We start from the raw sequence: 18,749 nt of genomic DNA on the forward strand, positions 1-18,749 counted from the left end.
GCTGTACGACTCGACGCACCACGTCTTCGTGGCGCCGGCCGTGCTGCTGTTCATCCTGTCACCGGTGGTGGATGCCGCTCAGGATCTGCATGGCCCGGCGTTCCCTGTCGGCGAGGTCGGCGAGGGTCGCCGAGGCGCGGGCCAGGTGCTCCGGGTCGCCGGTTTCTCCGGCGGCCGTGACGTGGTCGGAGACGCTGGTCCACAGCGGGGCGATCTCGGCGTACATCTGGTGACCGAGGTGGAGGTTGTCGTCGTCGACGATCGTGGCGCATTCGGCGAGGAAGTCGCGGTACATGGTGCGGAACAGGGCGCCGCCGGTTCCGCCGCGTTCCATCAGGGCCGCGGCCAGCGGGAGGTCGCGGGACGGGTCGGTCGAGCGGTCGAGCCACCGGGTCACCTGTCGGGCCGCCTTGGCGATGCCGCGGTGGCCGAGGTTGGCGATGGGTGGGTTGAGGAAGGCGTGCGCGTTGTTGCGGATCGCCGTCCGGATGGCGTCGCCCAGCTCCGGCCGGCCGGTAAGGCTCCCGATGGAGTAGGAGAGGTTGCGGGCGGTCATCGGTCCGCGTTCGTTGCGGGCCCGTTCCAGGCTCGCCAGCGTGGTCGTCACGGTGCCGCCCTGCTGGGCGGTGTCGATGAGATGGGCGTGGGTGTCGTCGTAGCCGTACAGCGCGGCGAAGTGGCCCCCGAAGTGGACCTTCGTGGTGAAGTAGTCCAGGTGGTAGGAGTCCAGCTGCAGGCCGACCGGTCGTCCGGCGGTGAGGGCGGCGGCGACGGTCTGCCAGGCCTTACGCGGCGAGGCGGTCTCCTGGACATGCAGCGCCAGGCCCAGCCGGTCGGCCACCGTCCGGGTGATCGTGGCCGGCTTGGTGCGGCCGCCGAGGAAGGGAAAGTCCAGGTTCCTGGCGTCCCAGTAGACGAAGCCGAGGCCTTCGCCGAGGCCGAACAGCATGGGCTCGGAGAGGTCGAGGCCCCGGTGGTGCAGCAGGGCGCCGAGCGTGGTGGTCTCGCAGTGCTGACCGGCGGGGAACGCCACGTTCTCGATGATCATTTCGTGTCCTGGTCTCCTGGTCGGGGTGGGCCGGCCGGGGGCCGGACCGGCCAGGCGATCTCCGTGCGGAGCGCCGCCGTGGGCACGCCGGGCGCGGGCGGGACGAGGTAGCGCTCCTCGGCCGGACCCGCCAGCACCCGGTCCTGCTCGGCGATCCAACGCCCCAGCGACCGGTAGGCCGTCTCGACGTCGTCGTAGCCGCCCTCGTGGACGGTCGCGGCGAGCAGGCAGCCCGCGAGTTCCCCGGCCGCGATCGTCGCGGTCGGCCTCGGCGGACGCTCCACCGGCACGAACAGCTCCACCTCCCACTCCGCCGCGTCGAGGTCGTCGCCGAGGTAGCGGGTCCCGGCCGGCCCCGCCGGCGCGATCCCCTGCGCGGCGAGGCCGGCGAACAGCCGCGCGAACCCGGACGCCAGCGCGTCGGCCAGCCCGCCCGACGGGGTACGCACCAGCATGCCGGCGGTGAGCTGGGCGGGCCGCCACCGTTCGTACACGTGCAGCCAGCCCGGCACGCGCCCCGGCTCGGCCAGCACGGCGTCCAGCCGCCCGGCGATCTCGTCCAGCCGGGCCGCCCACGCGGCCACGCGGTCCCGGTGCCGCTCGATGACGGCGCGTGCCTGCTCCGGGGTGTCGGCCGCCAGGATCTGGGCGATCTCGGGCAACGGCACCTCCAGCTCTCGCAGCCGCCGGACCAGCCCCGCTCGGGGGAACTGGTCGACGCTGTACCGGCGGTAGCCGGTATCCGGGTCGACCCGCGCCGGGACGAGCAGACCCAGCCGGTCGTAGTTGCGCAGTGCGCGAACGGACAGCCGGGTCGCCCGCGCGAACACTCCGATCGGCATCAACTTCGTCACCGACGCCTCCCGACACCCTCGACCCTGCCCCTGGGAGAGAGTCAATCCCGGCCGGGCTCCTGCCGCACCGACCCTGGAAGAGATCATCACGGAACGGGGCAACGCGGTGTCGCGGACGTGGCCGGACAGCGCCGGTCAGCTACGTTGCTGGCACGGTACGCAGTAGCGGGCCGAGGGCAGGATCTCCAGCCGGGCCGTCGGGATGTCCCGACCGCAGCCCTCGCAGAGGCCGTAGCTGCCTTCGGACATCCGCCTCAGCGCCCGGGCGGTGTCGGCGACGCCCTGCTGGGCCGCCTCGATGAGCCGGCGCAGGGTGTGGGGGTCGTGGCCCCCGTGGTCGTGCTGCCGTGAGTGCACCGTGAGTTCCATGAGCTGGTCGGTGTGCTCCGCGAACTGGCGTTCCAGCACCTCGCGCAGCGTCTCGGTGCGGTCGTCGAGGGTGTGCGTCATGGTCGGTGGTCCTTTCCGGGAGAAGGTGGGATTCACTCGCTGGCGGGGTGTCGGGTCGCCGCGACGGCCGCCATTCCGGCGCCGGTCAGCGCGGCGGTACGCGGTGACGCGGCGCGGTGCACGGTCGCGCCCAGCGTGGCGACCAGCCGGGCGGTCAGGTCGGGTCGGGTGGCTCCGTCCCCAACGAGAATCACGCCCCGGGCCAGGGAGTCGCGGACCAGCGGCCGCATCGCCGGCTCCTGCCGCAGCTCGCGGACCAGCCTGGTGGCGGTGTCGGCGAGCATGGTGGCGGTCACCGCGTGGTTCAGGTCGCGGGTGCCGACCTCGGCGCGCCGGGCGGCGACCACCCGACCGTGCTCCAGCAGAGCCACCTCGGTGAGTTGGGCGCCGATGTCGGCGAGCAGCAGGGTGCCGGCGGCGGCGCCGGCGCCGATGGCGCCCGCGCGGACGCTGTCGACGAAGAGCAGCCGGGACGGCGCCAGGACGGCGTTGAGCACGCGACGTGTCGCTTCCTGGTCGGCCGGAGTGGCGAGCACCGGACGGCAGGCCACGACGAGCGCCCCCACCGGCACCGGGGTGCGGTGCTCGCGCAGGAGCCGTCGCAGCTCGGTGGCACAGGCCGGGCCGTCGACGACCCGTCCGCGCCGCACGACCGGTGTCCGCAGGCTCTGGCCGACCGGGACGCTCAGTATCCCGCCGGGTCCCAGCCAGATCCGCAGCTGGGCGCTGCCGAGGTCCACGGCGATCGGCTCGGGGCCGACGGCCACCGCCGGGCGGGTGGTGTGGGACCGGCCGAACAGCATCCCGGTGCGTGCCGAAGGGTGTACGGAAGTGACGTTGCCGGGCATACCGACCTCTTCTACGGTGGGACACATCGCCGTCCGGTGGACGGTCGGGGTGCGGTGGGCGGGGTGGCCGGGCCGTTGCGTCGACCCGTCAGGTCGCCGGGCTCGGCGGCGTCGGCCTGCGGCTCAGGGCCGTCGGCGGTGCGCCGGTGGCGGCGGGACGTGGCCGGATGCGGCGCCTCCGGCGGCCGGGCCTGGGATCCGGGCCGGTCCACGCCGGGACAGCGGCGGGCAACCGGCGAACACGGGCGGGCTGGCCACCGGCGTGCGGGTCGTCATCACCGCCTCCTTGCTACTCGGGTACCGCGTCGGACCTCCAGAGTCGCCCGGAAGCGGGGGGTTGGCATTGCGCGTGACCGGCCAATAAAAGCCCGCTTGATTGCCGGCCGCCGGAGAACACCGTCGCTTGGCGTCCGGCTGCCGTCACGGGTGGTGGTGGTGCGCGATCCGGGCCGGCTCCCGGGTGACCTGCCCGCGTCGGGCCCCGGGGCGATGCTCGGCGGAGGCTATGGTGGGCCGTATGCGTAACCACCAGCAGCCCGTCGGCGTCGAGCGGCCCCTCGCGCTGTCGATGCTGGCCGTGCTGGCGGTTGTCGTCGCGGCGGTTCGTGCCGGCTGCGCGCTCGGCATGTGCATCGTGGTCCGGCTGAACCGCGCCATCGCGGGCTGCGTGCCGGCCTGGTCGGCCGATCGGGCGCCCCCGGCCGTCGGGAGAGCCGCTCGACCGTCCACCGCGTTGCCGTAGCGCCGACCCGCTCCCGGCCGGCCCTGGGCAGCCGTCCCGCAAGGAGCATCCCCTGTGAACATCGAACGCACGACGTTGCCCGGCATCGGGGTACGACACGTCTTCACGACCAGTCAGGGCCGCCGGATCGGCATCGTCGAGTACCAGCTGGGCGACCGCCGGGACGTCGTCCACGATGATCCCGACGACCCCGACCGCATGATCAGCCTCACCCTGACCCGCACCGAGGCCAGCGCGTTGGCCGCCCTGCTCGGCTTTCCGGAAGTGGTCGCCGCCCCGGCCTGACCCGCTACGCCGGCAGCGGCCGACGGGGCCAGTCCAGTGCCCGCGCGCCGAGCACGGCGGCGTGCAGGGTGAACCTGTCCCGGGGATCGGCGGGGTCGTAGCCGCTCAGCGCCCGGATCCTGTCCAGCCGGTAGGTGACGGTGCGTACGGACACGTGCAGGCGGCGGGCTGCCTCCGTGGCGACCTCGCTGCACGCGAAGTACTCGTTCAGGGTGTCCAGCAGCGGCTCGGCGCCGCCCCGGGCCCGGCTCAGTGGTGTGAGCACCGCCTGCACGAGGTCCACCATCGCCGCCTGGTCCCGCAGCAGGACGCGGTAGATGAGCAGGTCGTGGGCGTCGATCACCGAGGTGTCGGCGTGCAGTCGCCGCGCCGTGGTCAGCGCCTCACGGGCCTCCTCATAGGAGCGGGCGATGCCGTACACGCCCGGGTGCGGGCGGCCCACGGCCACCTGCCACGGCCGGCCCCGCACCAGACGGTCCAGCTCGCCGTGCATCATCCGCCCCAGATCCGCCACCGACCCGCCATCGCCCCCGCCTCGGTCGGGGGTCACCACATCCGCCGGGGCGATCACCACGAGCAGTGCCTCCTTCGTGGCCACCAGCACGTCCCGGTCACCCAGCCGGTCGAAGATGACCCGCTCCAGCGCGCTGATCGCCGCCTCGGTGTCGGGCAGCCGATGAGCCGGTGAGGCGAGCGCCACCCGGTGCACCCGGGCCAGATCCAGCCCGAACGGCTCGGCCCGCTCCACCAGCCCCCCGAGGTCGGAGTCGCCACGCAGCAGGTCGTCGACGAGTTCCCGGCGCAGCGTCTCCTCCCGGCGAACCAGTTCCCGGCGGGCCGCCGCGTAGCCCTCGGCGAGCGTGGCCACGGCGGTGTCGACCACGTGGAGCACGGCGTCCGCCGCCGCGCGCACCGTCTCGCTGTCGGTGGAACGGGCCAGGTGCGGCAGTTGCCGCCAGAGCCGCCGCGCCGCGGACAGGTAGAGGCGGACGGCCCGGCCCGCCGACACGCCCTGCTCGGCGGCGCGTCGGCCGAGCGCCCCCACCGCGTCGAGTTCGCCGCGGCGGGGCCGGCGGCCCGTCACCGCCGCGTCCGTCAACAGCCGCAGATAGTCGCCGAGCAACTCCACCGGCACGCCGCCGGCATCGGCGCTGGCCTCGCGGGCGACCTCGGCCAGCCACCCGTCATCGCCGCGGGTCCCGGCCGGGGCCGGTCGGCGGGCGCTCTCGGTCATCGCGGTCTCCCAGGCGGGGCCGGCGTCGAACACCAACCCGATTCGTCCAGCCTATGGTCGCAGGCGTGACGCCGGCGGGCCCGGGAGTCGGGGAGCCCGCAGCTCTCCCGTAACGGCACGGTCGGCGACCCCGACGCCGCCAGCTGCCGCACTTGACGAACGCGATGTTATCGCTCACAGTCGATGGGCAAGGACGACGATGCCTGTGGCTTACCGGGCAAGCGCAGTTCGTCGGGACCTTTGATCAGGCGTTGGCCAGGGCATGCGCCCACGCTGTTAGCGCTAACACCTCCGGGCGCGAAGGTCCGGCCATGCATCGCGGTGTGCCCATTCTCGGGTGGACCGTTCGGCTCTTGGTCAATGAAGGAGGATCATGTCTGCCTTTGGTAGGTCTCCATCGATCGCGCCGCCGTCGCGGCGCAGGTGGCTGCCCCGGGTCGTCGCCGCTGCCGTGGCCGCGGTGGTGGTCGGTGGCGCCGCCGCGGTGGCGGTGTCGACGCCCGCCGCCGCGGCGACGGTCGACACGAGCGCCTGGTACGTGTTGATCAACCGCAACAGTGGCAAGGCCCTGGACGTGTACAACCTGGCCACGAATGACGGCGCGCGGATCGTGCAGTGGTCGCGGAACAACGGCAACCAGCAGCAGTGGCAGTTCGTGGACTCGGGCGGTGGTTACTACCGGTTGCGGTCGCGGCTCTCCGGCAAGGTGCTGGACGTCTACAACTGGTCGACCGCCAACGGCGCCAACATCGTGCAGTGGGCCGACGGCAATCAGGCCAACCAGCAGTTCCGGTTGGCCGATTCCGACAGCGGCTACGTCCGGTTGATCAACCGGAACAGCAACAGGGTGGTGGAGGTGCAGGGCGCCTCGACCGCCGACGGCGGGAGCATCGTGCAGTACGACGACTGGAACGGCCCCAACCAGCAGTGGCAGCTCGTCCGGGTCGACGGCGGGAGCAACCCCACCACGCCGCCGCCGAACGGCTCGTGCACCCTTCCGTCGACGTACCGCTGGTCGTCGACGGGCTCGCTGGCGAACCCGAGGTCGGGATGGGTCTCGCTCAAGGACTTCACGAACGTCGTGCACAACGGCCGGCACCTCGTCTATGCCACGACGCACGACACCGGGTCGTCGTGGGGCTCGATGAACTTCAGCCCGTTCACGAACTGGTCCGACATGGCCTCGGCCAGCCAGAACGCCATGCCCTTCTCGGCTGTCGCGCCGACGCTGTTCTACTTCGCCCCGAAGAACATCTGGGTGCTCGCCTACCAGTGGGGCGGGACGGCCTTCTCGTACCGGACGTCGAGCGACCCCACCAATGTGAACGGGTGGTCGTCGCAGCAGACGCTCTTCACCGGAAGCATCTCCGGCTCCGGCACGGGACCGATCGACCAGACCCTCATCGGTGACGGCCAGAACATGTACCTGTTCTTCGCCGGGGACAACGGCAAGATCTACCGGGCCAGCATGCCCATCGGGAACTTCCCGGGCAACTTCGGCTCGAACTACACGACGATCATGAGTGATTCGACCAACAACCTCTTCGAAGGGGTCCAGGTCTACAAGGTCCAGGGCCAGAACCAGTACCTCATGCTGGTCGAGGCGATCGGCTCGCAGGGCCGCTACTTCCGTTCGTTCACGGCGAGCAGCCTGGGCGGTTCGTGGACGCCGCAGGCCGCGAGCGAGAGCAGTCCCTTCGCCGGCAAGGCCAACAGCGGCGCCACCTGGACCAACGACATCAGCCACGGCGACCTGGTGCGCAGCAACCCCGACCAGACCATGACCATCGATCCCTGCAACCTTCAGCTGCTCTACCAGGGGCGGGCCCCGAACTCCGGCGGCGACTACGGCCTCCTGCCGTACCGGCCGGGTGTGCTGACGCTGCAGCGCTAGGGGCGCGACGCAGGTCCGGCCCGCGTGGTCCTGACGCTCGTGGCAACGGTGCATGCCGGATCCGATGAGCGTTCGCGCGGGGATCGGCTGGAACTGGAGCGGGCGGGCTCGGCGCACGGCCGAGCCCGCCCGGTCCCGCGGTCGCCGCCGTGCCTCGGCGGGCGGGACGGGGCCCGGTCGTACACTGGCGCTGGCCCGGTGCCGGGCTGCCCCGGCTGCGCGACCAGGGTGAATGCAGGGCTGCGGATGGTGCGTCCGGCCGCTCCGGCGTCGGTCGCCGGAACGCGGTCGGGGCTTGGCGGGGAGGGTGTGTGCCGTGCGTGGTCCCGCGATGACGGATGTGGCTCGGCTTGCGGGGGTGTCGCATCAGACGGTGTCGCGGGTGTTGAACGGGCATCCGAATGTGCGGGAGCAGACGCGTCTGCGGGTGCAGGCGGCGATTGTGGAGTTGGGTTATCGGCCGAATCGGGCGGCTCGGGCGTTGGTGACGGGTCGGTCGCAGGTGATTGGTGTGGTGGCGCAGAACACCACGTTGTATGGGCCGGCGTCGTTGTTGGCGGCGTTGGAGCAGACCGCGGCGGAGGTGGGTTTCGCGGTCACGGTGGGTAGTGTGCGGGATCTGGATCGGGTGTCGATTTCCGCGGCGGTGGAGCGGCATCTGGCGCATCGGGTGGCCGGGATTGTGGTGATCGCTCCGGTCGAGTCGGCTGGTGAGGCGTTGGAGCATCTGCCGAAGGACGTTCCGCTGGTGACGGTCGACGGCGACCCGCGTCGGCCGGTGCCGTTGGTGACGGTGGATCAGGTGGCGGGGGCGCGGGCGGCGACGCGGCATCTGTTGCAGGCGGGTCACCGGACGGTGTGGCATGTGTCGGGGCCGGCGGACTGGTTCGACAGTGCGGGGCGTATTGAGGGGTGGCGGGAGGCGCTGCGGGTGGCGGGTGCCGAGGTGCCGCCGTTGGTGGCGGGGGACTGGTCGGCGGCGTCGGGTTACCGGTGTGGGCAGGTGTTGGCGCGGATGCCTGAGGTGACGGCGGTGTTCACCGCGAATGATCATTTGGCGTTGGGTGTGTTGCGGGCGTTGCATGAGCATGGTCGTCGGGTGCCGGCGGAGATCAGTGTGGTGGGTTTCGATGATGTGCCGGAGGCGGCGTATTTCATTCCGCCGTTGACGACGGTGCGGCCGGACTTCGTCGCGGTGGCCCGGGCCAGTCTGGATCTGCTGCTGGCCCAGATCGAGTCCGGCGTGGTCGGTGAGTTGCGGCGGACCATCGCACCGAGCCTCGTCTCCCGCGACAGCGTCGCCGCCCCGCCGCGGTGACCCGGTCGCTGCCGTAGCCGCCGGCGGGTTCCGAGCAACAGCCCTGACCGGCGGAAACGCCGGTCAGGGCCGCTGCTTCAGCGGCTTCCGGTCCGTTGCCAGCGGATCTCGCCGCCCACGACGGTCGTCATGACCTTGGTACGCAGCACCGCGTCCGGCGAGTCCCGGTAGGGGTCGGTGTCGACCGCGATGAAGTCGGCCAGCCTGCCCGGCGTCAGGACACCCTTGCGGTCGTCCTCGCCGGCGGCGCGGGCAGCGCCCAGGGTGTGGGCGCTCACGGCCTCGGCCATGCTCAGCCGCTGCTCAGGCTGCCAGCCGCCGGCGGGGGCACCGTCGGGACGGGCACGGGTGACCGCGGCGTACAGCGCGGCGAAGGGGTCGGGACTCTCGACGGGGGCGTCGGAGCCGAACGCCAGCACGACGCCGGCGTCGAGCATCCCGCGCCAGGCGTAGGAGGCCAGATCGTGGCCGGCCAGCAGGGAATCGACAAGATCGATGTCGCTGGTGCAGTGCACCGGCTGCATCGAGGCCACGATGCCCAGGGTGGCCATCCGGGCCAGGTCGGTGGGTTGAAGGTGCTGCGCGTGCTCGATGCGGTGCCGCAGCCCCGGTGTGCGGCCGAGCGCCTCGTAGGCGTCGATGACCAGGTGGTTGGCGCGGTCGCCGATGGCGTGCGTGGCCACCGCGATGCCGGCGCCCGCCGCCCTCGCGAACAGCGTGACCAGATCCTCGTACGGGGTGACCGCGATGCCCACGTTGCCCTGCTCGCCGGCGAAGGACCTGCTCATGTGGCAGGTGTGCGACCCGAGGGCCCCGTCACTGAAGATCTTCACGGGCCCGGTACGCAACCAGTCGTCGCCCTGCCCGGTCCGGCGGCCCTCGGCGATGGCCGCCTCCAGGTGCGTCATGGGGATCGCCTTGTGCACGCGCAGCTTGAGCTCGCCGGCGTCGCGCAGAGCGAGATAGGCGGCCCGGCAGTCCTCGCCGTCGATGTCGTGCACGCTGGTCAGGCCGAGCGCGAGCAGCTCCTCCTGCCCGGCCCGCAGCAGGTCGCGCAGATCGGGGGAGACCATGAGGTCACGCAGCGGGTGTGAGGCCGTCTCGCGGAGGATGCCGGTCGGCTCCCCGCGAGCGTCCCTGACGATCTCGCCGCCCACCGGGTCGGGAGTGCTCGCGTCGATGCCGGCCAGCCGCAGCGCTGCCGAGTTGGCCCACACGGTGTGGCCGTCCACGCTGGGCAACGCGACCGGCAGCTCGGGGCAGACAGAGTCCAGCGCGTACCGGTCCGGCTGCGCCGGCGGATCCCAGGTGTTGCTGTTCCACCGGCCGCCGAACAGCCAGGCACCCGGTGGCAGCCGCGCCGCGTGCGCGGCCACCATGGCGAGGGCCTCGTCGAGGCGACGCGCCCCGCGCAGGTCCACGGCGCCCAGGCTCTGCGCGTACTGGGCGGTGTGGATATGGGCGTCGTAGAGCCCGGGAAGCACCGCGGCGCCGTCCAGGTCGATCAGCTCCGCGCCACCGCCCGCCGCCTCGCGCACCTGCGCCTCCCGGCCCACGGCCAGCAGGCGATCGCCCTCCACGGCCATGGCCTCGGCCAGCGGGTTGCCGCCGTCTCCCGTGTAAACGGCGGCGTTGCGGTACACGCGGATGCTCATGTGACTCCCACGATCGTCGAGCGGCGATTGATCATCACAGTAGGAAGGGAGGCGGGAAGAAGGAAGAGCCGCGGGCGACTGGGCGGACTGCTGGGCGGCCTAGCTGTCCGGGTGGGCGAGGTTCCGCATCTTCACGGCGGTGTAGACCGCGGCGGCCAGGGCCATGTCGGAGAGCAGCATCAGGCCGATCGCGTACGAGCCCTGGAGGCCGTACACCCAGCCCATGGTCAGCGGGGGCACGAAGCCGCCCAGGCCGCCGGCGGCCCCGACCAGACCGGTCACGCTGCCGCCGCGAGCGCCGCGCCGGGCCTGTCCAGTTGGGGGCAAAATATCCATAGGTATCCGCTCACAGAAGGCTAATTCCGGCGGGGCTCCATGCAATCAAAGTTGTAAATATTCTCACCGATACATCCGACCGTTTCGCACAGACGGAGGTATTGGTGAGGCACAGAAGACGATTGCGATCGAGACTTGCCGCCGTGGTGGCGGCACTCGTCGCCGCGCAGACGGCGCTCGTCGCCGCCCCGGCGTCGGCGGCGGGGAGCCGCCTCTGGGAGGTGGAGGTCGCCAAGATCCCCACCGCCGCGTACACGCGCGACGCGAAGGTCTACGTCAGCGAGGCGACCCAGGCGTTGCGCCCGTACGTCGGTGACGGGTTGGGCGCGAGCCGGATCGACCCGGTGCTGGCCGACGTCGGCAGCCGGTACTTCGACGGCGCCCGGTTGACGAGCGTCGCCGACGGCGAGGTCACGTTCGACAACCTGAAGCACCTCGAAGCCTTCCTCAAGGGCCGCATGACCGGGGCCAGCCCGCCCAACGGCGAGGCCGAGCAGGCCCACATCGCCGCTCTGGTGGAGACCCTCACCGGCGTGCGGCTGCTGGCTGACGCGGCGATCCAGGACGCCGAGGCGACGATCGGCCCGTTCCGGGCCACCCCGCCTCCCGCGCCCGCCCCGGCGGAGCTGACCGGTGCGTTCGCGGACCTGGACGCGGCCAAGGCCAACCTGGCCAAGGCCGACGACATGCTGGCCAAGGCCAACCCGGAGCCGGCGACCATCCAGGCCGCGAGCGCCTGGTCCAAGGGCTTCAACGTGCTCACCCGGCTCGGCATCACCTACACGGGTGACCACGACGACGACGGCGTGATCGACGTGGTGGAGCTGCGCTTCGGCTCCAGCCCCCTGCTGGTCGACTCCGACGGCGACGGGCTGACCGACAAGTTCGAGATCACCGAACTGGCCGGCTGGACCCGACCCAACGCGGTCGACACCGACCAGGACTCGGTCGCCGACGGCGCGGAGGACATCGACGGTGACGGCCTCACCAACCTCCAGGAGCAGGATCTCGGCACCTCACCCACCAATCCGGACACCGACGGCGACGGGGCCAGTGACGGCGCCGAGGTGACCAAGGGCAGCAATCCGCTGGTCGCCGACCAGCCCCGCGCCCCGCCACTGCCGGGCGACCCGCCGCCACTCACGACCACGCCCACCGACACCGACACCGACGGCGACGGCATCCCGGACAGCACCGAGGTCGACGACAGCGAGACGGATCCGGCCAACCCGGACACCGACGGCGACGGCCTGGGTGACGGCGCGGAGACCAGCGAGCACCTGACGAACCCCCTGGCGGTGGACACCGACGGTGACGGGATGTCCGACGCCTACGAGCTCGGGCACGCCGAGGACCAGGGCCTGGACCCGCTGATCCCGGACGAGCAGGTCAGCAAGTGGACGTACGTGACCGACTTCGTGCTCGGTCTGATCGCCGGTGACTTCGCGCCCAGGGATTCGATGGCCTGGCTGTCGGGCTACCTGTGTTCCGGCGGCCTGAGCCTGATCCCGGTGGTCGGCTGGGTGCTCGGCGGCCTGGCGGATCTGCGGGACACCGTCGCCGCGGTGATCAACCAGGACTGGGTCGGCGCCGGCCTGAGCATCATGGGCCTGGTCCCGTACGTCGGTGACGCGGTGGCGATCCCCGGCAAGGCCGCGAAGTTCGTGGCGCGGTACCTGCACCGGCTCGACAAGGTGATCCACTTCGTCGCCAAGTACGACAAGATCTCCGACAGCGTCAAGACGCTGACCATCCGTGCCATCATGCTCGGCAACTACGGCCGGTTCACCGACGCCGGGTTCGCGGACGACGTCATCCTGCGGCTGGCCCGCCGGGCCGACAACAGCCTGGGGCGGCTGGCGGACGCGTTGACCGACGCGGTGACGCCTCCGCCCACGCCGACGCCGTGGCTGCGCGGCGCGGACGCCGGCGAGGACTACTTCGCCGACGTGGTGATGGCGGGGGTCCCGGGTCTGCGCAACCAGGCCGGGCGGATCGCGACGCCGAACGTGCCGCGGCCGGGGTCGGCCCGCGAGCCGGACTTCCTGGAGACCGGCCCGCCGCGCAAGCTGCACGAGGTGAAGACCGGCAAGCCGTACCCGGGCCACTACCTCAAGCAGTGTGACCAGGACCGGCATCTGCTCGACACGCAACAGGTGGCCGAGGCGATGTGGCACTTCCTGCCGCACGCCAACGGGTCGCTGGACATCCCGCAGGATCTCCTCGACTGCCTGCGGCGCAACCGGATCCCGTTCAAGATCTACCCGTCGAACGGCTCCTTCTGGCCCTGATCCCTCCCCATGTGGGGGCCCGGTGGCGACACCGGGCCCCCCGTGCCCGATAGTGAGAGTCATGAGTTGGTTGCGCCGCTCCCGCCCTGCCTACGCCGTCGACGGTGTCGAGCCGCAGCGCATCGACGGCTGGGACGTCTTCGACGGCGACGCCCTGGCCGAGCAGCCCGCGGTGGCCGGGGCGACCGGGCGCCTGCCGCAGGACCCCGCACTGGATGACCTGCCGGGCTATCTGGCCGTCTCCACGAAGGACGGCCGGGAGTGGACCCTCAGCTTCGACGACGGGATGCTGACCGTCTTCGACCTGTCCTCACCCGGCAGCGACGCCGTCGAGCGGACGCTGACGGCCGCGCCGTGGACCGCGTCGGTCGAGCGCGTTGACCGCGAGGTCTTCCTGTTCACCACGACCGGGGTGCTCACCGCCGACGTGGTGCTGGCGCACTGCGTCGACGTCTGCGGCGAGGTCTTCCGCGGGCTGGGCGGCCCACCGGCACCGTAGGCCGTGCCGCACGGCGGCACCGGGCCAGGGTCGGCGCTCAGCCGGTCACCTCGATGACGTCGGCGGGGGTCCGGCGGGGTGCGGGCGGCAGGTCCTCGTCGGGTCCCCAGCCGACCCGGACCACCAGGTAGGGGTCGCCGATCCCGGCGAGCAGGTCGCGCATCATCCGGCGCGGCCAGGCGACCTCGATGGCGTCGCTGAGCGGGGCGCTGGCCAGGCCCTCGGCCATGGCCGTGAGCAGCAGCGCGGACAGCGCCTCGCCGCCGCGCAGCCAGGCCGCCGGATCGTCGCGCTCGCCGAAGAGGATCAGGTACGCCGCGCCACGGTCGAAGCCCGCGCCGGCGCTCAGCCCGGCGGCCCCGCCCGGCGCGTAGTCGCGCAACGGCACCCGCCGGGGCGCGGGGCGGACGGCGGTCGCCGTGGGCACCCCGTCGCCGCTGCCCGCGGGCCGGTCGGTCCACCGGCGCAGTTCCTCCCGGTACGCGGGGTCGGCCAGCTCGATGTCGGCGGCGCGGCCGGTGGAGACGGCCAGCATCGGCATCTGGTCGGGCCGGACGATGTGCAGGTGGCCGTCCTCGGCCTCCACGGTGGCGCGCAGCCGGTTCAGCACCGGCTCGGGAACCGGGCGGTCGCCGTAGGCGCGGCGGTCGGTGCGGCGGCGCGGGATGGCCTCGACCAGGCGGGCGGCGGCGACGTCGAGGCGGGTGGGGCCGGTGGCGCGCAGCCGGGCCAGCAGCGCCGGGTCGGCCGGGTCGGGCTGCCGCTCGACGGTGACCGTCCAGCCGGCGGCGGCGAGGGACATCCGGGCGTGGTGCAGGGCCGCCCCGCAGCTGAGGGCGAGCAGCCGGCCGTCCGGGTCGGCGGCGGCGAGCTGCCGGTCGGTGTCGGCGCGCAGGTCGAGGGTGTCCGCGGTGATCCGCCAGCGCCAGGGCTGGGTGTTGAACACCGACGGGGCGTGCAGGGCCTGCCGGGCCGCCGCCTCCAGCATCCGCCCGGTCGGAGTCTGCTCCGCCCAGGTCGCTGGCTGGCTCATGGGTACGCCTCCTCGTCGCCGGTTCCCCTCCGAGCCTGCCCGGCGCGGGCGGCGGCGGCCAGGGCCGGAGGACCCGGGCCGCCCGGGCAGGTGGATCGTGTTCGGTCCCATCCGAGGCGGGCGGGCGGCAGGGGCAGGAAGGCGGCCGGGCAGCGTCGGGTCAGGCGGCCCCGGCCAGGCCGTGCAGGCCGACCAGACCGGGAACCGGGACGCGACCGAGTTCCCGGCCGGTGGCGGCATCGTGCCAGCTCACCGCGTCCCGCTGGCCCACGTGGAGGCGGCTGCCGTCACGGCTGAGCACGAGGCCGGTGACCGGCTCGCGTACCTGCCAGTCCGCCGTGCCGGTCAGGCGGGTGAGATCCAGGGCGCGGACCGTCGTGCCGGCGGCCAGGAACAGGCGGTCGTCGCCGGCGGCGGCGTGCGCGGCGCCCGTGCCGCGGTCCTGCGGGACCGTGCGGCGTACCGTGAGTTCCTCGGTGGAGATGTCGGCGACGGTGCCCGACGAGACGTCGGCGACGAGGAGCCGCCCGCCGTCGGGGCTGATCGCCATGGCGTGTCCGGCCGCGGCCGCCTCGCCGAACGGGTGCGGCAGGTCGATGCAGTACGCCCACCGGGCCGCCAGGTTGAGGGTGTGGACGAACGCGTGCGCGTTGCCGGGCCGACCGCTGATCAAGTCCCGGGTGTGCTGGTGGCCGGGCTGGTGGGTGTAGAGCGTATAGAGGACCGTGCGGTCCGGGGCGAGCACCGCCTGGCGCCCGTCGCCGCGCATCTCCTCCTCGGCGCCGGGCGGAACCGGTGTCTTGTCGCGGGTGGACAGCGGTCCCGGCTCGCCGGTGGCGAGGTCGACGACCCGCACCCGGTAGCGGTCCGGGGCGGTCGCGGGGAGCCATTCGAGGACGAACAGCCCGGTGTGCTCCGCGGTGAACGCCTCCGGGACGAAGTTGCCCCGCAGGTCGAGCCGGTGGCGTACCCCGTTGACGTCGGCGACCAGCACCGGCGTCGCGTCCCGCCCCGGTGGGCGACCGCCGCTCGCCGTCGCGCCGGTCGTGGTGAGAGCCACCCCCGTCCCGTCGCCGGAGACCGCCTGGGGTGCCCAACGCCCGGGCAGCACCGTCTTCGGCGAGGCGTGGCCAGTCGTGGTGTCGATCCGCCAGCAGGCGGTGTCGGGGCCGTCGGGGGCGGTCGCGAAGATCCATCCGCCGTCCGCGCTGGCGACGGCGCGGGGGAACGTCCGCCGGTCGGTCCCGCGCAGGAGAGCCTCCCCTCCGTCGACGCGGACGAGCAGCGGATCGGGAATGGCGACGCCCGGGGCGGAGGCCGGGCCCCGGGCCGGTTCGCAGCCGGCCAGTGCGGCGGCGCCGGCGCCGGCGAGCAGGGTCAGGATGCCGCGGCGCGAGATGGTGACGGTCATGCTCGGGTGACACCCTCGAAGCCGTCGAAGTTCCGCGCCGCGAAGGTGGAACCTGCGCCGCCCGGCCGGTGTCATGAGGGTGATCGAACGGGAGGTCTCCACTGGACGACGACGAGCTTGTCCGCCGCGCTCGCGCCGGTGACCTGGAGGGGTACGAACTCCTGGTCGCCCGGCACACCGCGTCCGCGTACCGGACGGCGGTGCTGCTCGGTGCCGGATCGGACGCGGAGGACGTCATCCAGGAGGCGTTCGTGAAGGGGTTCCGCAACCTGTCCCGCTACCGCGGCGAGTCGTCCTTCCGGTCGTGGCTGCTCGCGATCGTCGCCAACGAGACCCGCAACCTGCACCGGTCCCGCAGCCGGCGGGACGGGCTGGTCCTGCGGGCCACGGCGGCGAACCCCGGGGCCGAGGTCGGCGAGGACGCGGCGGTGGGCGGGGTCCTCGCCGCAGAGCGCCGGGCCGCGCTGGTGGCGGCGCTGCGCCAGCTCCCGGTCAAGGACCGCGAGGTGATCGTGTGCCGGTTCCTTCTCGACCTGACCGAGGAGGAGACCGTGACGACGCTCGGCTGGCCCAAGGGCACGGTGAAGTCACGGACCTACCGGGCCCTGGCGAAGCTGCGCAGCCTGCTCGACCGCGAGGAGGTGCGCCGTGGATGACCTCGAGCGCGAGCTGCGCGCCCTCGCCACCTGGCTGGACACACCCGAGGTCCCCGACGTGACCGCCCGGGTGCGGTCCCGGCTGGCCGCGCCGGCACACCGTCGCCGCCGCTGGCGCTACTGGCTCGCCGCGGCGCTGGCCGCGCTGCTGGTCGCCCTGCTGCCGCCGGGGCGGGCCGCCATCGCCGACGCCGTGGCGGGACTGCTGCGCTTCTCCGGGATCGTCATCGACACCACGTCGGCGCCGATGCCGCCCACCGGCGTGCCGTCCCCGTTGCCGGCCCAGCGGCCCGCCGCCTTCCACGAGGCGCAGCGGCACCTTCGCTTCCCGATCCGCGTACCGGCCGAGCTGGGCGACCCCGAGCAGGTGCTGGTCGCCGACCCGGACGGCACCGGCGCGTACCGGGTGGTGACGCTGCTCTACCGCGGTGGTGCGCTGCGCCTCGACGCCTTCGACGGACACCTCGAGCCGGTCTTCCAGAAGCAGGTCAGTGGGCCGGGCGTGGAATGGGTACAGGTCCACGGCGACTTCGCCGTGTGGATCGGCGGCCCGCACGAGCTGTCCTACGTCGACCGCACGGGCACCGTGCGGGTGGCGACCGCCCGGCTCGCCGCGGCCACGCTGATCTGGGAGGACGCCGGTGTCAGCTACCGGCTGGAGGGCGACCTCACCCGGGACGAGGCGATCGGGATCGCCGGGTCCCTGGACTAGGTGTACCGGGCCGCGACACCGGTCGCGCCGCAGCGACAGGACCGGATTCACGGCTCCGGCTTGACCCTCACGCTGCGTCAGGCCGGAGGGTGGGGTCCATGAGCGACCACTACAACGCCTTCGAGATCAGTCCCGTGCCCGCACCCGGCCCGGACGCGGTGGCGCCGGAGCCGTACCGGGGCATCTACGGGATGCCCGCGTTCGTGACGATCCCCACGAGCGATGTGGCGGCGTCGGTGGACTTCTGGATTCGTGGGCTCGGGTTCTTCGAGCTGTTCAGCATCCCCGGCACGCTTGTGCACCTGCGCCGGTGGGCGTTCCAGGACGTGCTCCTCGTCGCGGCGGCGGACGTTCCGGCGCAGGCGCCGGCGATGAGCGTCAGCTTCGCGTGCGTGCTCGGCCAGATCGAGCCCCTCGTCGAGGCCTGCCGTGCGGTGAGCCCGGACTCGGTCGACGGCCCGCGGGACACCCCCTGGAACACCCGCGACGTGGAGGTGATCACGCCCGAGAACGCCCGGGTCGTCTTCACCGCGGCGAAGCCCTTCGACCCGGCCAGCCAGGAGGCGCGGAACCTTGAAGCCATCGGCATCACCCCACCGGGCGCCGGTCGCGGCGACAATGCGGAGCATGCCTGATGCCACTGACGCCGGTGGCCTGACCGTCGGTCAGGTCGCGACGCGTCTGGGCGTGACGGTCCGCGCCCTGCACCACTGGGATGCCATCGGTCTGGCGCGACCGTCACTGCGCACGGCCGCCGGATACCGGCTCTACACGGCCGGCGATCTGGAACGCCTGCACCGCATCGTCGTCTACCGGGAGATCGGCCTCGACCTGGACCGGATCCGCGCCATCCTGGACGACTCGGCCGCCGACGTGCCCGGCGCGCTGCGCGCGCCGCGCGCCCAGGTTGCCGAACGGATCGACCGCCTCCAGCAGCTCAGTGCCGGCCTGGATCGGATGATCGACGCCCACGAGCGCGGCCTGCTGCTCACCGTCGAGCAGCAGGCCGCGATCTTCGGCCCCGAGTGGGACCCGGACTGGCCCGCCCAGGCCCGTCAGCGCTACGGCGACACGGCGCAGTGGCAGCAGTACGCCGAGCGCTCAGCCTCGCGTAGCCCGGAGGAGTGGCGGGCCGTCGCCGACGCCGTCGCCGACCTCGACCGTGCCCTCGGCGACGCGATGGACGCCGGTGTCGCCCCTGGCAGCGCTGAGGCGAACGACCTCGTCGAGCGGCACCGGGACGTCTTCACGTCGTACTTCTCCCTCACCAGGCAGATGCAGGTCTGTCTCGGCCGCATGTTCGAGGCCGACCCGGGATTCACCGCCCACTACGACGGCATCCGCGCCGGCCTTGCCACGTGGTTCCGGCGCAGCATCGACGCCAGCGCACGCGCCCACGGCATCGACCCCGACGCCGCCACCTGGGCGTAGCGCACGGGTCGGAACCTGCGCCGCCCGGCCGGTGTCGTCAGGACAGGGGTGC

General features: G+C 72.8%; 18 protein-coding genes and 1 pseudogene. 10 read left to right on the forward strand and 9 right to left on the reverse strand.

Translation table 11 applies throughout. The annotated features are described in order from the left end of the window. Positions 1-58: 58 nt before the first annotated feature. The 4 genes from ABZ452_RS28795 to ABZ452_RS28810 form a co-directional block, all read right to left on the reverse strand. Positions 59-1,048, reverse strand: a complete 990-nt coding sequence (locus tag ABZ452_RS28795; RefSeq protein WP_357949414.1) for a BtrH N-terminal domain-containing protein — start codon at positions 1,046-1,048, stop codon at positions 59-61. Continuing rightward, positions 1,045-1,902: a MerR family transcriptional regulator gene (locus ABZ452_RS28800; RefSeq protein WP_357949417.1), complete on the reverse strand. Its 858-nt coding sequence runs from the start codon at positions 1,900-1,902 to the stop codon at positions 1,045-1,047. The genes ABZ452_RS28795 and ABZ452_RS28800 overlap by 4 nt, the downstream gene beginning before the upstream one ends. Positions 1,903-2,037: 135 nt before the next feature. Beyond that, positions 2,038-2,352 carry a TraR/DksA C4-type zinc finger protein gene (locus tag ABZ452_RS28805; protein ID WP_357949420.1) on the reverse strand — a complete coding sequence of 105 codons (315 nt, stop codon included), beginning with the start codon at positions 2,350-2,352 and terminating at the stop codon, positions 2,038-2,040. Positions 2,353-2,384: 32 nt separating this feature from the next. Further along, complete coding sequence (locus ABZ452_RS28810; protein WP_357949422.1) at positions 2,385-3,155, reverse strand: rod shape-determining protein; 771 nt, start codon at positions 3,153-3,155, stop codon at positions 2,385-2,387. Positions 3,156-3,717: 562 nt separating this feature from the next. Here ABZ452_RS28810 and ABZ452_RS28815 point away from each other — a divergent pair. Together ABZ452_RS28815 and ABZ452_RS28820 are read left to right on the forward strand one after the other, a co-directional pair. Beyond that, positions 3,718-3,942, forward strand: coding sequence for a hypothetical protein (locus tag ABZ452_RS28815; RefSeq protein WP_357949425.1), 225 nt, complete (start codon positions 3,718-3,720; stop codon positions 3,940-3,942). Positions 3,943-3,996: 54 nt separating this feature from the next. Then, positions 3,997-4,227 carry a potassium transporter TrkA gene (locus ABZ452_RS28820; RefSeq protein WP_357949428.1) on the forward strand — a complete coding sequence of 77 codons (231 nt, stop codon included), beginning with the start codon at positions 3,997-3,999 and terminating at the stop codon, positions 4,225-4,227. Between the two features lie 4 nt (positions 4,228-4,231). On the opposite strand, the gene ABZ452_RS28825 is transcribed toward ABZ452_RS28820, so the two are convergent. Further along, positions 4,232-5,461, reverse strand: coding sequence for a helix-turn-helix domain-containing protein (locus tag ABZ452_RS28825; RefSeq protein ID WP_357949431.1), 1,230 nt, complete (start codon positions 5,459-5,461; stop codon positions 4,232-4,234). 373 nt (positions 5,462-5,834) lie between these two features. On the opposite strand from ABZ452_RS28825, the gene ABZ452_RS28830 reads away from it, so the two are divergent. Next, positions 5,835-7,355 (forward strand): non-reducing end alpha-L-arabinofuranosidase family hydrolase, encoded by a 1,521-nt coding sequence (locus ABZ452_RS28830; protein ID WP_357949434.1) that lies wholly within the window; start codon positions 5,835-5,837, stop codon positions 7,353-7,355. Positions 7,356-7,686: 331 nt separating this feature from the next. Beyond that, positions 7,687-8,673, forward strand: coding sequence for a LacI family DNA-binding transcriptional regulator (locus tag ABZ452_RS28835; protein WP_357949565.1), 987 nt, complete (start codon positions 7,687-7,689; stop codon positions 8,671-8,673). Between the two features lie 77 nt (positions 8,674-8,750). Here the strand turns inward: ABZ452_RS28835 and ABZ452_RS28840 are convergent, their stop codons facing one another. Both ABZ452_RS28840 and ABZ452_RS28845 read right to left on the reverse strand, forming a co-directional pair. Beyond that, complete coding sequence (locus ABZ452_RS28840; protein ID WP_357949436.1) at positions 8,751-10,328, reverse strand: amidohydrolase; 1,578 nt, start codon at positions 10,326-10,328, stop codon at positions 8,751-8,753. Between the two features lie 99 nt (positions 10,329-10,427). Next, positions 10,428-10,616, reverse strand: a pseudogene (locus ABZ452_RS28845) (MFS transporter); the annotation flags it as partial. A gap of 191 nt (positions 10,617-10,807) precedes the next feature. On the opposite strand from ABZ452_RS28845, the gene ABZ452_RS28850 reads away from it, so the two are divergent. After that, on the forward strand, positions 10,808-12,955 hold the full coding sequence (locus ABZ452_RS28850) for a hypothetical protein (protein ID WP_357949438.1): 2,148 nt from the start codon (positions 10,808-10,810) through the stop codon (positions 12,953-12,955). A 61-nt stretch (positions 12,956-13,016) separates the two neighbouring features. Continuing rightward, the gene (locus tag ABZ452_RS28855; protein ID WP_357949441.1) at positions 13,017-13,454 is read left to right on the forward strand and encodes a hypothetical protein; all 438 of its coding nucleotides are present in this window, start codon (positions 13,017-13,019) and stop codon (positions 13,452-13,454) included. A 37-nt stretch (positions 13,455-13,491) separates the two neighbouring features. On the opposite strand, the gene ABZ452_RS28860 is transcribed toward ABZ452_RS28855, so the two are convergent. Both ABZ452_RS28860 and ABZ452_RS28865 read right to left on the reverse strand, forming a co-directional pair. Further along, positions 13,492-14,487: a nitroreductase gene (locus tag ABZ452_RS28860; RefSeq protein WP_357949443.1), complete on the reverse strand. Its 996-nt coding sequence runs from the start codon at positions 14,485-14,487 to the stop codon at positions 13,492-13,494. A gap of 160 nt (positions 14,488-14,647) precedes the next feature. Then, positions 14,648-15,898 carry a hypothetical protein gene (locus tag ABZ452_RS28865; RefSeq protein ID WP_357949446.1) on the reverse strand — a complete coding sequence of 417 codons (1,251 nt, stop codon included), beginning with the start codon at positions 15,896-15,898 and terminating at the stop codon, positions 14,648-14,650. 200 nt (positions 15,899-16,098) lie between these two features. On the opposite strand from ABZ452_RS28865, the gene ABZ452_RS28870 reads away from it, so the two are divergent. The 4 genes from ABZ452_RS28870 (at position 16,099) to ABZ452_RS28885 (ending at position 18,697) form a co-directional block, all read left to right on the forward strand. Beyond that, entirely contained in the window at positions 16,099-16,554 is a 456-nt protein-coding gene (locus tag ABZ452_RS28870) for an RNA polymerase sigma factor (protein WP_357949448.1), read from the forward strand. Further along, positions 16,547-17,266 (forward strand): hypothetical protein, encoded by a 720-nt coding sequence (locus ABZ452_RS28875; RefSeq protein WP_357949450.1) that lies wholly within the window; start codon positions 16,547-16,549, stop codon positions 17,264-17,266. Before ABZ452_RS28870 ends, ABZ452_RS28875 begins: the two co-directional genes overlap by 8 nt. 98 nt (positions 17,267-17,364) lie before the next feature. Further along, entirely contained in the window at positions 17,365-17,901 is a 537-nt protein-coding gene (locus tag ABZ452_RS28880) for a hypothetical protein (RefSeq protein WP_357949453.1), read from the forward strand. Next, positions 17,894-18,697 (forward strand): MerR family transcriptional regulator, encoded by an 804-nt coding sequence (locus ABZ452_RS28885; RefSeq protein ID WP_357949455.1) that lies wholly within the window; start codon positions 17,894-17,896, stop codon positions 18,695-18,697. Before ABZ452_RS28880 ends, ABZ452_RS28885 begins: the two co-directional genes overlap by 8 nt. Positions 18,698-18,749 lie beyond the last annotated feature (52 nt).

The sequence above is a fragment of the Micromonospora sp. NPDC005707 genome (assembly GCF_040631005.1).
Classification (GTDB): Bacteria; Actinomycetota; Actinomycetes; order Mycobacteriales; family Micromonosporaceae; genus Micromonospora.